10 protein-coding genes are annotated in these 14,248 nt (G+C 41.1%); 8 read left to right on the forward strand and 2 right to left on the reverse strand.

Translation table 11 applies throughout. The features are described 5' to 3' along the window. Window positions 1–29: 29 nt before the first annotated feature. Both glnE and hldE read left to right on the forward strand, forming a co-directional pair. Window positions 30–2,894, forward strand: a complete 2,865-nt coding sequence (gene glnE / locus F8B77_RS10975; RefSeq protein WP_151655373.1) for a bifunctional [glutamate--ammonia ligase]-adenylyl-L-tyrosine phosphorylase/[glutamate--ammonia-ligase] adenylyltransferase — start codon at window positions 30–32, stop codon at window positions 2,892–2,894. 139 nt (window positions 2,895–3,033) lie between these two features. Then, window positions 3,034–4,464 carry a bifunctional D-glycero-beta-D-manno-heptose-7-phosphate kinase/D-glycero-beta-D-manno-heptose 1-phosphate adenylyltransferase HldE gene (gene hldE, locus F8B77_RS10980; protein ID WP_151655374.1) on the forward strand — a complete coding sequence of 477 codons (1,431 nt, stop codon included), beginning with the start codon at window positions 3,034–3,036 and terminating at the stop codon, window positions 4,462–4,464. Between the two features lie 96 nt (window positions 4,465–4,560). On the opposite strand, the gene tolC is transcribed toward hldE, so the two are convergent. Further along, window positions 4,561–5,889, reverse strand: coding sequence for an outer membrane channel protein TolC (gene tolC, locus F8B77_RS10985; RefSeq protein WP_151655375.1), 1,329 nt, complete (start codon window positions 5,887–5,889; stop codon window positions 4,561–4,563). 232 nt (window positions 5,890–6,121) lie between these two features. Between tolC and nudF the strand changes: the two genes are divergently transcribed. The 6 genes from nudF to parC all read left to right on the forward strand — a co-directional run bounded on the left by nudF (window position 6,122) and on the right by parC (window position 12,919). Then, window positions 6,122–6,757, forward strand: a complete 636-nt coding sequence (gene nudF, locus F8B77_RS10990) for an ADP-ribose diphosphatase (protein ID WP_151655376.1) — start codon at window positions 6,122–6,124, stop codon at window positions 6,755–6,757. A gap of 4 nt (window positions 6,758–6,761) precedes the next feature. Continuing rightward, window positions 6,762–7,193, forward strand: a complete 432-nt coding sequence (locus tag F8B77_RS10995; protein ID WP_167512807.1) for a DUF1249 family protein — start codon at window positions 6,762–6,764, stop codon at window positions 7,191–7,193. 15 nt (window positions 7,194–7,208) lie between these two features. After that, complete coding sequence (cpdA, locus tag F8B77_RS11000) at window positions 7,209–8,033, forward strand: 3',5'-cyclic-AMP phosphodiesterase (RefSeq protein WP_151655378.1); 825 nt, start codon at window positions 7,209–7,211, stop codon at window positions 8,031–8,033. Continuing rightward, on the forward strand, window positions 8,034–8,618 hold the full coding sequence (yqiA, locus tag F8B77_RS11005; RefSeq protein ID WP_151655379.1) for an esterase YqiA: 585 nt from the start codon (window positions 8,034–8,036) through the stop codon (window positions 8,616–8,618). It abuts the gene before it with no gap. A 143-nt stretch (window positions 8,619–8,761) separates the two neighbouring features. After that, on the forward strand, window positions 8,762–10,642 hold the full coding sequence (gene parE, locus F8B77_RS11010; protein ID WP_151655380.1) for a DNA topoisomerase IV subunit B: 1,881 nt from the start codon (window positions 8,762–8,764) through the stop codon (window positions 10,640–10,642). A gap of 3 nt (window positions 10,643–10,645) precedes the next feature. Further along, window positions 10,646–12,919: a DNA topoisomerase IV subunit A gene (gene parC / locus F8B77_RS11015; RefSeq protein ID WP_151655381.1), complete on the forward strand. Its 2,274-nt coding sequence runs from the start codon at window positions 10,646–10,648 to the stop codon at window positions 12,917–12,919. A 169-nt stretch (window positions 12,920–13,088) separates the two neighbouring features. Here the strand turns inward: parC and degS are convergent, their stop codons facing one another. Then, window positions 13,089–14,156 carry an outer membrane-stress sensor serine endopeptidase DegS gene (degS, locus tag F8B77_RS11020; RefSeq protein WP_151655382.1) on the reverse strand — a complete coding sequence of 356 codons (1,068 nt, stop codon included), beginning with the start codon at window positions 14,154–14,156 and terminating at the stop codon, window positions 13,089–13,091. Between the last annotated feature and the right edge of the window lie 92 nt (window positions 14,157–14,248).

Consider the following 14,248-nt stretch of genomic DNA (forward strand, 5'->3'; position numbering starts at 1 on the left):
GTCATAAGGAATTTTCGATAAGGAATATCATGTCTTTGCCATCCTCATTAGCGTCATTAGCAGAACGTCGTCAACAAGAGTTAACTCATCTTTCCCATATACAGCAGTGGCCTAATACATTACAGGGGCAGCTCTTGATAGCCTTAGGGTGCAGTGATTTCTTGCATGAGGCATTTCAGCAAGACGAAGTGTTATGCCAACGCTTCCCATCAATGTTTGAAGTGATTGATCGTAGTGAAGATTATCGTTCTCGATTACAAGAGTGTTTATCTCAATGTAATGACGAAAATGCCTTGATGCGGGAACTTCGCTATTTTAGACGACGTGAAATGGCCTATATCGCGTGGCGTGACTTCACGTTAGCTCATGAGAAAGAGGGCAATCATTGGTCTTTAGAAATCAGTTTATCTCATCTTTCTTTATTAGCTGAAGCTTTGATTGTCGAGTCATATCAATGGCTTTACAAGCAGGCGTGCATTGATTGGGGAACACCAAGAAACGCACAAGGTGAGGCGCAACCTATGTTGATCATAGGGATGGGGAAGCTGGGTGGTGGAGAATTAAACTTCTCATCAGATATTGATTTGATTTTCACCTATCCTGAAAATGGAGAAACCGAAGGCGCTCGTCGAAGTATAGCGAATGCACAATTCTTTACTCGCTTAGGTCAGAAGATCATTAAAGCATTAGATCAAACCACATTTGATGGCTTCTGTTATCGTGTTGACTTACGTTTGCGTCCATTTGGGGAAAGTGGGCCATTAGTCATGAGTTACGCAGCGTTAGAAGATTACTATCAAGAACAAGGCCGCGATTGGGAACGCTACGCGATGATAAAAGCGCGAGTGATGGGCAAAGAAACTTACAGCCATTATCAAGAACTTCGCCAAATGTTACGCCCATTTGTTTTCCGTCGTTACATTGATTTTGGCGCTATTCAAGCCTTACGTCGAATGAAGTCGATGATTACCACCGAAGTTCGTCGTCGTGGCTTGAATGATAATATTAAACTTGGTCCTGGTGGTATTCGAGAAGTTGAATTTATAGCTCAAGTCTTTCAATTAATCCGTGGTGGCAGAGAGCCTTCTTTACGTGGTCGCGGGTTATTAGAAACGTTAGAAGCAATTAAAGAACTAGGCCAATTATCAATCCAAGAAGTTGATAATTTAACCGTGGGTTATTGTTTCTTACGTCGTTTAGAAAACTTATTACAAGCAATTGGAGACAAGCAAACTCAGACATTGCCCATGGATGAGAGAGATCAATCCCGCTTGGCTTTTGCGATGGGAGTGGCTAATTGGGATGAGCTATATAGCGCGATAGAAAAGCACATGAGTAGTATACATTCTGTGTTTGAAAATTTGATTGGCCATGATGAAGAAGAACAAGAAAATAGCATTGATAAGTCGTATGTCGAATTATGGGACATGGCACATAACCCTGAAGTGCTTGAGAATATCTTACAAGAGTTGAATGCTGAACAAGCAGAGTCGCTCACTCGTCATATTATTGAGTTTAAAGGTGAACTTAAAAAGAAAACGCTAGGCCCAAGAGGGCGTGAAGCGATCATGCATTTAATGCCCAAATTGTTCAGCATTGTGATTAGCCGAGAAGACGCAAGTGACACTTTGCCTCGATTAACGAAATTGATCCAAGCAATTGCCACAAGAACCACGTACCTAGAATTGCTTGATGAGCACAATGGCGCATTACAACATTTAGTTCGTTTGTGTGCAGCAAGTCCAATGGTCGCTGAGCAATTGACTCGTTATCCGATATTGTTGGATGAACTATTGGATATTAATCAACTCTATAACCCAATTGAGTTGAGCCAATATAAAATTGAATTGAATGAATTTCTTGCCCGCATTCCTGAAGATGACATGGAACAGCAGATGGAGGCGTTACGTCAGTTTAAGCAGGTGTGTTTACTTAGAATTGCAGCCTCCGATATCGCGGGTGGTTTGTCATTAATGAAAGTCAGTGATCACTTAACCTACTTATCAGAAGCGATAGTTGAAGCGGTGGTTAATCAAGCCTGGTTACAAGTCACTGAAAAATTTGGCGAGCCAACGCACCTTGAAGGGCGAGACAGTAAAGGCTTTGCGGTAATTGGTTACGGTAAAGTTGGCGGCTGGGAGCTTGGTTATAATTCTGATCTTGATATCGTTTTCATGCATGATTGTGATGTGAATACCTATACTAATGGCAAAAAAGAGATTGATGGTCGTCAGTTTTATTTGCGATTAGCACAACGAATTATTCATATTTTCTCTGTGCGAACCCCTTCTGGAATTTTATATGAAGTCGATACACGTTTACGCCCATCAGGCGCATCGGGTTTATTGGTGAGCACCAGTGAAGCATTTGATGAATACCAAAGAGAAGAGGCATGGACATGGGAACACCAAGCTCTGGTTCGTGCTCGTATGATTTATGGGGATATGACGTTGCAGTCTGCATTTAATGCAACGCGTCATGATATTCTCTGCCTAGAGAGAGATGAACAAAAATTACAACAAGACGTTGTCGAGATGCGCGAGAAAATGCGAGATCATTTAGGCGGAAAGAAAGCAGGACGCTTTATGTTGAAGCAAGATGCAGGTGGTATTACTGATATTGAGTTTTTAGCCCAATACTTAGTGTTAAATCACGCTAACCAAGCGCCAAAACTCACTCGATGGTCTGACAATGTTCGTATATTTGAAAGCTTTGCGGAGCAGGACGTCATGAGTGAGGAGTTATCTCAATCCTTAATTCATGCTTATTGCGTAATGAGAAACGAAATCCATCATCGCAATTTATTAGGTTTTGATGCCGATGTTGCCGATACAGGTTTTAATGAAGAGAGAAAAACAGTAGTAACTGCTTGGAATCAATGGTTTGGTGAGTAAGTTTTACTAAACCTAGAGTTTACTCTTTCTAAGTTGGCGCAGAACTTGCGTAAATGCTACCATTTATAGCAGATAATTTTGATAGATAGCACAAACCAATAATGGTAGATGATTTGCTGTTTATTACCCGGAGAAAAGAATGAAACCGACACTTCCTAATTACGAACAATCCGGTGTGTTGATTGTTGGTGATGTAATGCTTGACCGCTATTGGGGTGGTCCAACGAATCGTATTTCACCAGAAGCACCAGTGCCTGTGGTTAAAGTAAATAATATTGAAGAGCGTCCTGGCGGTGCAGCAAACGTTGCGATGAATATTGCTGCGTTAGGCGGTAATGCTCATCTTGTTGGTCTTGTTGGGGATGATGAACCAGCAAAAGCATTAACAGCGACATTAGCGTCATTAAAAGTGCATTGTGATTTTGTTTCTCTTCCTGAGTTTCCAACGATTACCAAACTACGAGTGATGAGCCGTGGTCAACAGCTTATCCGTTTGGATTTCGAAGAAAGCTTCCATGATGTTCCTGCTGAGCCTTTAATCAGCCGTATGCAAGCTGCGTTATCAAAAGTAAAAGCGGTTGTATTATCTGATTATGCAAAAGGGGCATTAGAGCACGTTCAATTAATGATCCAAGAAGCACGCAAAGTCAATGTTCCTGTATTTATCGACCCTAAAGGCGCCGATTTTGAACGTTACCGCGGTGCAACATTATTAACCCCAAACATGCTTGAATTTGAAACGGTTGTTGGCAAAGTAAAAGACGAAGACGATTTGGTTGCCAAAGGCCAACAGATTATCGAAGAGTTTGATTTTGAAGCGTTATTAGTAACACGTAGTGAGCACGGTATGACATTACTTCGTCGTAATATGGAGCCATTACATTTGCCTACTCAAGCTCGCGAAGTGTTTGATGTAACGGGCGCTGGCGATACGGTTATTTCTGTTTTAGCAGCATCAGTATCAACAGGCAAACCACTTGATGAAGCGTGTGCATTAGCGAATGCAGCAGCAGGTGTAGTTGTTGGTAAACTGGGTACATCGACGCTATCAACCATTGAACTGGCAGAAGCGATTCACGGCAGCCAAGATTCTGGTTTTGGAATTATCAGTGAAGATGCTTTGGTTAATGCGGTAAAACAAGCTCGTGATCGTGGTGAAAGAGTAGTCATGACCAATGGTTGTTTTGATATTTTACATGCAGGTCATGTTTCTTATCTAAACCACGCAGCAGAATTAGGCGATCGTCTTATTGTAGCGGTTAACACTAACGAATCAGTACAGCGCTTGAAGGGCCCAGGTCGTCCTATTAACCCAACAGATCGTCGTATGGCGGTATTGGCAGGGCTAGGTGCGGTTGATTGGGTTGTTCCTTTCTCTGAAGATACACCTCAGCGTCTTATTTCTGAAGTATTGCCAACGTTACTTGTAAAAGGTGGTGACTACACAATCGAAGATATTGCTGGTGGTGCAGAAGTGATTGCTGCTGGCGGTGAAGTGAAAGTCTTAAACTTTGAAGATGGTTGTTCAACAACAGGCATCATTGAAGCAATTAAAGGTGGTCGCGGTTAATATCATCCGTAATGCATAAAAGAAAAGCTACATTATAGTAATGTAGCTTTTTTGTTTGGGCTATACCCATCATAAAAATATACGATGGGTATTGGCTTATTTAGCTTGCGTGGTTTTGTTTGCTTTTAAACCTGCGTTGATATCCATGATATCTTGCTCGCTTAATGTACCAACCGCTTGTTTTAGCTGAAGGACACTTAAGATGTAGTCGTAACGAGCGTTTGCTAGGTTACGGTTAGCATCATACAAACGACGCGTTGAATCTAATACATCAACAATCGTACGTGTACCAACATCAAAACCGGCTTCTGTTGCTTCTAATGCTGATTTTGCCGAGATTACCGTTTGCTCGTACGCTTTTAATGCCCCAATTGACGCATTGATATTGTTGTTAAATGCACGAACATTTTTCGTCACATCACGGTAAGTTGCTTCTAATTCTTGGCTTGCCGCAACGTATTGAAACTTAGCTTGGCTCGTTAATGAACTCGTGTTACCACCAGTATAAATAGGAACAACTAAATTAATACCTGCTTTTAAATCATTATAATCATAATCAGTTCGTTGAGGAGAGTGTGTTCCTGAAATATCCGTGTAGCCATACGACGCATCAAAAGTCAGTGACGGCATATGGCCTGAGCTTGCTAGAGAGATATTATCTTTTGCAATATCAGCGCTGATACGAGCAGCCAGTAGAGTTAAGTTTTTTTGTTGTGCTTCATCAATTAAGCTGTCAGAGCTTTGTGTTGAAGGGCTAGCAGAGAAGCGCTCTGTATTTAACACGCTTAACTTGGTATGACCCTTTCCAGTAATAACACGAAGATCTTCGTAGCTATTAACTAGTTGGTTTTCTGTTAATACTTCATTTGCTAATACGCTATCGTATTGTGCTTGTGCATCATGAACATCGGTAATTGCAGATAAACCCACATCAAACCGTTGTTTCGTTTGCTCAAGTTGGCGACCAACCGCTGCTTTTTCTGCACGTACAAATTCAAGGTTATCATTAGCACGTAACACATCAAAATACGCTTGAGCAACACGTAAAATTACGCCTTGTTGCTCCGCAGCATACGCAGAATCAGCTTGGCGAGCGCTTTTCTCTGAGATATCTAAGCTTACCCAGCTAGAACGTTGGTATAGTTCTTGGGATAGTGAAATGCCTGCGTTTAATACATTTTGCTCATTAGGATCGTAATTACTACGGGTCATATTGTAACCCGCAGTTAAATTAACTTGTGGCAATAATGAACTTTGAGATGAATTTACTGCTTCAAAAGCAGCATCTTTAGTTGCAGCAGCTCTTAGAAGTTGAGGATCATTTTCTTTAGCTTGATTGTATACTTGCGCAAGGTCATCGGCAGCAGCTAAAGAGCTGAAACTACCTAATGCCATTCCAATTAAGAGTGGAAGCAGTTTTCTCATGGTGGTTTGTCCTGCAAAAATTGTTTTATATAATATAGTACATAGAGTGTACCTTAACTCTCAGTACTCTGGCTGTAAAGATTACGTTTTTTTACGTTTTATCGACTTTTGGTATCTTAATAATGTGGAAAGCATCTAAAAAAAATGTAAGCATTATCAAAAAAGTTGAGTTAAAAAATTGTTGCCGTCCTCGATGAGTGATAAAACTGAGCCACAAAATGCGGAGAGCAAAATGAATTCATCATCAAAAATACAATTAGAAAGCCAATTTAGTTCAGGTGATGTTGATATTTTGTCGAAAGCATCGCTCTATAATGGCTTTTTCAAAATGACAAAAGTGAGCTTTCGCCATCAACTATTTCAAGGTGGTTGGAGTGAGGTAATCGAAAGAGAGTTGTTTGAGCGCGGGCATGCTGTGGCGTTACTGCCTTATGATCCGGTAAGCGATAGTGTCGTGTTAATAGAGCAAATTCGAGTTGGTGCACTAGAGTCTGATTCTCCTTGGCAGTATGAGATCGTTGCCGGAATGATAGATAAAGATCAAACCGCAGCGCAGGTTGCCATTCGAGAAGCCAATGAAGAAGCTGGCATTGAGGTTTCTCATTTAGAGAAAATCTCTCATTTTTACCCCTCTTCTGGCGGTTGCACAGAGCAGATAGATGTGTTTGTCGGCTGTGTTGATGCCTCTAAAGCGGTTGGTATTCATGGCTTAGAAGAAGAAAATGAAGACATTCGGGTTCATGTTGTGACCCGAGAAGAAGCTTACACATTAGTGACTCGTGGCATAATTGAGAATGCTGCCTCAATTATTGCGCTTCAGTGGTTAGAATTAAATGTTTCGCGCTTACAATCACAGTGGAATGCGTAATAACATGCGCAAATACCATGTAGATTTAGCAAGCTTGATGAGAGTATATGAAACTAATTACGCTAAATTGGTGTCACTTTTACCAAAGAATGAAAAAATAGGTGCACTAACTTGCTATCAAGTTTGTCAGCAACAGTATCAGATTAAGGTACTGGAGGTGACGGTATATACAACATTAGTTGAAGTTTATCAAATAGATGAGAAACCAACATACCCACTTCCGAAGTTAACAGTAAGGCTTTATCATGATGCGAGAGTTGCAGAGGTGTGTGCGAGCCAGCAACTTGCCTACATTAAAGCGAAATATGATTACCCAAATGGGAAGATGCTTCAAAAAGATGAAAAGCATCAATTAAACCAGTTTTTAAGTGACTGGCTAACGTTTTGTTTGAAAAATGGGATAAGCCAAGAACCCATTTTTTTAGAAAAGAATTAAAAGGTTGTAGCTATTTTGCTCTCGGAAACATTACTAAATAACGAAAACGGCCCAGTTCGGTTGTTACAGATAACAGATACGCATTTGTTTGCGCCTGAAGATGGGGCGCTTCTTGGTGTACCTACATTAAAAAGTTTTCAAACTGTTGTTGAACAGGTACAGCAACGCACGCCAAATTTTGATGCGATTATCGCAACGGGTGACATCTCTCAAGATCATACTGTGCAGTCATATCAACATTTTGTTGATGGAATTAAGCCATTAGTAAAGCCATGTTATTGGTTACCAGGTAATCATGATTATAAACCTAGTATGGGTGGAGTTCTGCCCTCCTCGCAAATCCAAGCTTGTGAGCATTTATTTATAGGTCAGCACTGGCAACTAATTATTCTGGATAGCCAAGTGGTAGGAGTGCCTCATGGGGCATTATCAAAAGAGCAACTAGCTTTACTTGATAGCGTGCTATCCCAAAATCCAGACCGTCATTCCTTAGTGCTATTGCATCATCACCCACTGCCTGCGGGTAGCGCATGGCTTGATCAGCATCAGTTAAAAGACAATGATGAATTTTGGAGTGTCGTTGGTCAGCATGACAATGTCAGTGGCATTGTATGTGGCCATATTCACCAAGAACTTGACTGTATTGTTAATGGTGCCCGTTTACTTGCCACGCCTTCAACCTGTATACAATTTCTTCCAGATTCTGATGATTTTGCCTTAGACTCACAAGCACCAGGCTGGAGAACGTTGGATTTACTGCCTGATGGAAGAATTGAGACGCAAGTACACCGTTTAGAGAATTGTAATTTTTCTGCTGACAGTGATGCTGGAGGCTATTAAGTGAAAAAACCAAGTTTACTCTTATATATTCATGGGTTTAACAGCTCACCGTTATCCCATAAAGCGCAAGTCATGACTCGTTATTGTGAAGCGCAACGTCCAGACATTAAGGTGATAACACCTCGATTGCCTTCTTATCCAAAAGAAGCCGCTCAGTATTTAACTCAATTGGTCGAAAAGTACCAAACTGACTACCAAATAGGCTTAGTCGGCAGTTCGCTAGGCGGATATTTATCAACATGGTTAAACCATCGCTATGGATGTAAAGCGGTGTTAGTTAATCCAGCCGTGAAGCCTTATGAGTTGCTTGAGGATTATTTAGGAACTCAAGTGAACCCGTATACACAAGAAGAGTACTTCCTTGAAGAAAAACACATGAAAGAACTCTTTTCATTGCGTGTTGATTTGATTGATACCCCGAACTCTTTGTGGTTATTACAGCAAGAAGGCGATGAAGTGCTTGATTATCGACAAGCGGTAGACAAATATTCAGCCTGCAAACAAACCATAGAAAAAGAGGGTGACCACAGTTTTGTTGATTTTGAGCGTTACCCCGAACAAATTATTCAATTTCTAAATTTATAGTTACGCTTTCTCTACGCTAGAGACACAGTATCTATACAATCTTTAATACAAAGCCACATATTTAGAGTGGAATAGGGTCGTTTACTTGACTTTCCTCCTTCCCTTTCAGACTATGTGACAAATTTTAAGAAGCCTTCCGAGATATGACTGAACAATATAATGCAGGAGCCATTGAGGTTCTAAATGGCCTTGAGCCCGTTCGTCGCCGTCCTGGTATGTATACCGACACCACTCGCCCAAACCATTTAGGGCAAGAAGTTATAGATAACAGTGTTGATGAAGCGTTAGCCGGACATGCGAAAAAAGTTGAAGTAATTTTACACGCCGATCAATCTTTAGAAGTGATTGATGATGGACGTGGTATGCCTGTTGATATCCATCCGGTAGAGAAAGTATCAGGTGTTGAACTGATCCTTTGTAAGTTACATGCTGGTGGTAAATTCTCAGGTAAAAACTACGAATTCTCAGGTGGTTTGCACGGGGTTGGCATCTCGGTAGTAAATGCCTTATCAAAGCGTGTAGAAGTTACTGTCCGTCGTGATGGTCAAATATATGAAATTGCGTTTGAACATGGCGATAAGGTTTCTGATTTAACGGTTGTAGGTACTTGTGGCCGTCGTAATCGTGGTACTAGTGTACATTTCTGGCCTGATACAAGCTATTTTGATTCACCGAAGTTCTCAGTGACTCGTCTTATTAATAATCTAAAAGCTAAAGCAGTACTATGCCCCGGTTTAGAGATTGTTTTTAAAGACAAAGTAAACGATAAAGAACATAGATGGTGTTATGAAGATGGCCTTAAAGATTATCTATTAGAGGGCGTTAGTGGTTATACATTATTACCTGAAGACCCATTTACGGGCGCATTCTTAGGTAAAGGTGAAGCTGCAGATTGGGCCGTAACTTGGTTGCCTGAAGGCGGAGAACTTGTTTCTGAAAGCTATGTAAACCTTATCCCTACGGCTCAAGGTGGTACGCACGTAAATGGTATGCGCCAAGGTCTTTTAGATGCAATGCGTGAATTCTGTGAGTTCCGTAATTTATTACCACGTGGTGTGAAATTAACTGCGGATGATATTTGGGATCGCTGTGCTTACGTTTTGTCGGTTAAAATGCAAGATCCTCAGTTTGCAGGCCAGACCAAAGAGCGTTTATCTTCACGTCAATGTGCTGCATTTGTTTCTGGTGTTGTAAAAGATGCCTTTAGTTTATGGTTGAACGAAAAACCACAAATTGCAGAACTGATTGCTGAAGCCTGTATTGCCAATGCACACCGCCGTATGCGAGCAGCTAAGAAAGTTGTTCGTAAGAAGATTGCATCAGGTCCTACATTGCCAGGTAAATTGACAGACTGTTCAATTCAAGATTTAGCTCGTACCGAACTTTTCTTAGTGGAAGGGGACTCGGCGGGTGGTTCTGCAAAACAAGCGCGTGATCGTGAATTCCAAGCGGTAATGCCACTGCGTGGTAAAATTCTAAACACATGGGAAGTATCCGCTGATCAAGTATTGGCCTCTCAAGAAGTTCACAATATTTCTGTGGCGTTAGGCATTGACCCTGACTCAGATGATTTATCGGGCTTACGTTACGGTAAAGTATGTATCCTTGCCGATGCCGATTCAGATGGTCTGCACATTGCGACTCTTCTATGTGCGCTATATCTAAAACACTTCTCTTCTCTGGTTCGTGCTGGACATGTTTATGTGGCAATGCCACCGCTGTATCGTATTGACTGTGGTAAAGAAGTTTTTTATGCCCTTGATGAAGCAGAAAAAGAAGGCGTGTTAGATCGTTTAAGTAACAAGCGTGCAAAAATTAACGTGCAACGATTTAAAGGATTGGGTGAGATGAACCCACTTCAACTTCGTGAAACAACCATGGATCCAAACACTCGTCGCTTGGTGCAATTAACCATTGATGATGATGAAAAGACCAATGAAATGATGGATATGCTTTTAGGTAAAAAACGTGCAGACGATCGTCGTGCTTGGTTGCAATCTAATGGCGATCAGGCAGAGGTATAAGATATGAGTTCAGAAATGTCCTTGGAAGGTGTTGAACAGCTGCCGCTGCGCAAGTTTACAGAAGACGCTTATCTAAATTACTCCATGTACGTAATCATGGATCGTGCATTACCTTATATTGGTGATGGTTTGAAACCCGTTCAACGTCGTATTATTTATGCGATGTCAGAACTTGGTTTATCTGCGAATGCAAAATACAAAAAATCGGCACGTACGGTTGGTGATGTATTAGGTAAATACCACCCACACGGTGACTCTGCTTGTTATGAAGCGATGGTACTAATGGCCCAGCCTTTCTCTTACCGCTACCCATTGGTAGATGGTCAGGGTAACTGGGGTGCGCCGGATGATCCGAAATCGTTCGCAGCAATGCGTTATACCGAATCAAAATTATCGAAGTTTGCTGATGTCTTACTTGGTGAGATAAGCCAAGGTACGGTTGAATGGCAGCCAAACTTTGATGGTACGATGAAAGAGCCTAAGATCTTACCTGCGCGTCTTCCTCATATATTGCTGAATGGCATCATGGGTATTGCGGTTGGTATGGCTACAGATATTCCTCCTCATAATGTGCGTGAAGTTGCGAATGCGACGGTGCATTTATTGGATAATCCAAAAGCTGATTTAGATGAAGTGATGAACTTTATCCAAGGACCTGATTATCCAACTGAAGCTGAAATTATTTCATCTCATACCGATATTAAGAAAATCTACCGTACTGGCCGTGGCAGTATTAAAATGCGTGCAGTGTGGCATAAAGAAGGCGGTGATATTGTTATTACTGCATTGCCACATCAAGTTTCAGGCAGTAAGTTATTAGAACAAATTGCAAGTCAAATGCGAGCGAAAAAGCTACCAATGGTAGACGATCTTCGTGATGAGTCAGATCATGAAAACCCGACGCGTATCGTGATTGTTCCACGCTCAAATCGTATTGATGCTGAACCGTTAATGAACCACCTATTTGCTTCTACGGATCTTGAAAAAAGTTTCCGTGTGAACCTAAATATGATTGGTTTGGATTTACGTCCGCAAGTTAAAGGCTTAGTTAGCATTCTTAATGAGTGGATTGAATTCCGTCGCACGACGGTTCGTAAGCGTTTACAGCATCGTCTTGATAAAATCTTAGCGCGTTTGCATATTTTAGATGGTCTATTGGCTGCGTATTTGAATATCGATGAAGTTATCGAAATCATTCGTACCGAAGATGATCCAAAGCACGAATTAATGACACGCTTTGATTTAACTGAAATTCAAGCGGAAGCCATCTTAGAGATTAAACTTCGCCAGTTAGCAAAACTGGAAGAGATTAAGATCCGTGGTGAGCAAGATGAGTTAGCGAAAGAACGAGATCAAATTGAGAAGTTATTAGGTTCTGAGCGTCGTCTAAATACGTTAATTAAGAAAGAAATCTTAGCGGATGCAGAGAAGTTTGGTGATGATCGTCGTTCTCCATTAATTGAGCGTGAAGAAGCGAAAGCATTAACAGAGCGTGATTTAATTCCAAGCGAAACCATTACTGTCGTTCTTTCTGACAAAGGTTGGATCCGTCACGCGAAAGGGCATGAAGTTGACCCAACCACGTTAAACTATAAGTCGGGTGATAAATACCTAGCTCATGCGCGTGGTAAGAGTAATGCGCCTGCGGTATTTATGGGTAGTAACGGTCGAAGTTACGCATTGGAATCCCATACCTTGCCTTCAGCAAGAAGCCAAGGCGAGCCAATTACAGGCCGATTGAATATTACGGCGGGCAGCCAAATTACTCATGTTGTTATGGGCGAAGAAGATCAAGCGTGGTTAATCAGTTCTGATGCGGGTTATGGTTTTGTTTGTAAAGGAAGTGATTTACTATCGAAGAATAAGAATGGTAAGACGTTATTGACGCTTCCTGAAAACTCGTTAGTGATGAACCCTGAAGCGGTTTCTGATTTAGATAATGATGAAATTTTAGCGATTACAAATGAAGGTAGAATGCTGCTGTTCCCTATTAAAGATTTACCACAATTAGGTAAAGGTAAAGGGAATAAGATCATCAATATTCCAGCAGCGCGTTCGAAGTCTCGTGAAGAGTTCTTGTCTCACTTATTACCACTGCCTCAAGGTGCAACCATTACCTTATATGCGGGTAAGCGTAAGTTAGGTTTGAAACCTACAGATCTGGATAATTTCCGTGGCGAACGTGGTCGTCGTGGTAGCTTATTACCAAGAGGGTTGCAACGTGTGACTCGCATTGATATTAATGGTGAGAACATCGTAACTGAAGAGAGTGAATAATACCAATCTACATAAGTATTTGATCATTCTTGCTTGTTAAAATCGATTTTTTCTAGGCAATTATCAGAACAACTACTTATCCAGAATGGTATAACCGTAGTTGTTTTTCAATATAAAAATAGCGCATGATCAATGCGCTATTTTTTTGTTTTGATAATGTTGAAGTTGATCAGTTTGAAGGATCTTCTGCAATGGTAACTTTAATGGTTTGCGGTTTTCCCTTACGAATAACATCAACATCAACCTCAGTTTCTGGGCGTAATTCGGTCACAATATCCGTAACATTTTGTCGATTAATGATACTTTTCCCATCAATGCTCGTAATTATATCTTGAGTTATGATCCCTGCTTTTTCTGCTGGGCTATTTGGCGCAACGCCTAAAACTAAAATACCATTAATATTATCTGCATTCATTAAGCGAGCCATTGCCGGGTTAATATCTCGACCATCAATGCCTATATAACCACGAATAACTTGTCCATCTGCAATTAAGCGGCGCATGATTTTATCAGCCAGAGCATAAGGAATGGCAAATGAAATCCCATAGGTTTCAAGCTCAGTTGCCTGCTGGAAAGAGGCGGTATTAATACCAACTAACTCTCCCCGAGTATTCACTAAGGCTCCACCTGAGTTACCACGGTTTATCGCAGCATCTGTCTGGATTAAACCTTGTGTTCTATCTGCATTTAATGCCGCGCGGCCAGTTGCTGAAATAATACCAAACGTGGTAGTTTGTCCTAGGTTATAGGGGTTACCGATAGCAAGAACCACATCACCAATATCCGCTTGATAGTTTGGATTTAATGGGATGACAGGGAGGTTAGCATCTTTAATTTGTAATACGGCTAAGTCAGTACGTTTATCTTTACCAATTAACTGAGAGTTAAATAAGCGGCCATCTTGCAGGGCTACAATCACTTGATCAGCGTCGGCAACCACATGATAGTTTGTAATTATATAGCCTTTGTCACTTACAATAACGCCAGATCCTAAACCTTCTGTGTCTAAACGAAGGCGGTCTTCATCATTGTATTTTCGGCTATAAATATTCACAACCGCAGGTGCAGCTCGACGAACCGCATAATTAAATGATATTTGATTACTTATTTGCTGTGGGGCTTGATTTGCTTGAAGTTGTTCTGTCGTAATGGATGAGCGAAGATTAGGGAATGCAAATAGCAGAACGGCAGCTGTCGCTGTTCCAATAATAGCTGAGCGCAATAAGAATGAAAGCATTGCCTTCCTAACCTTTAAGAATCATAAAATAGTGGGCTAGGATAACATTGAACGTTTAAAAAAAGTAGATGTTGAGAATAAGCGCTCACTTG

It is taken from the genome of Aliivibrio finisterrensis, assembly GCF_008933155.1.
Taxonomy (GTDB): domain Bacteria; phylum Pseudomonadota; class Gammaproteobacteria; order Enterobacterales; family Vibrionaceae; genus Aliivibrio; species Aliivibrio finisterrensis.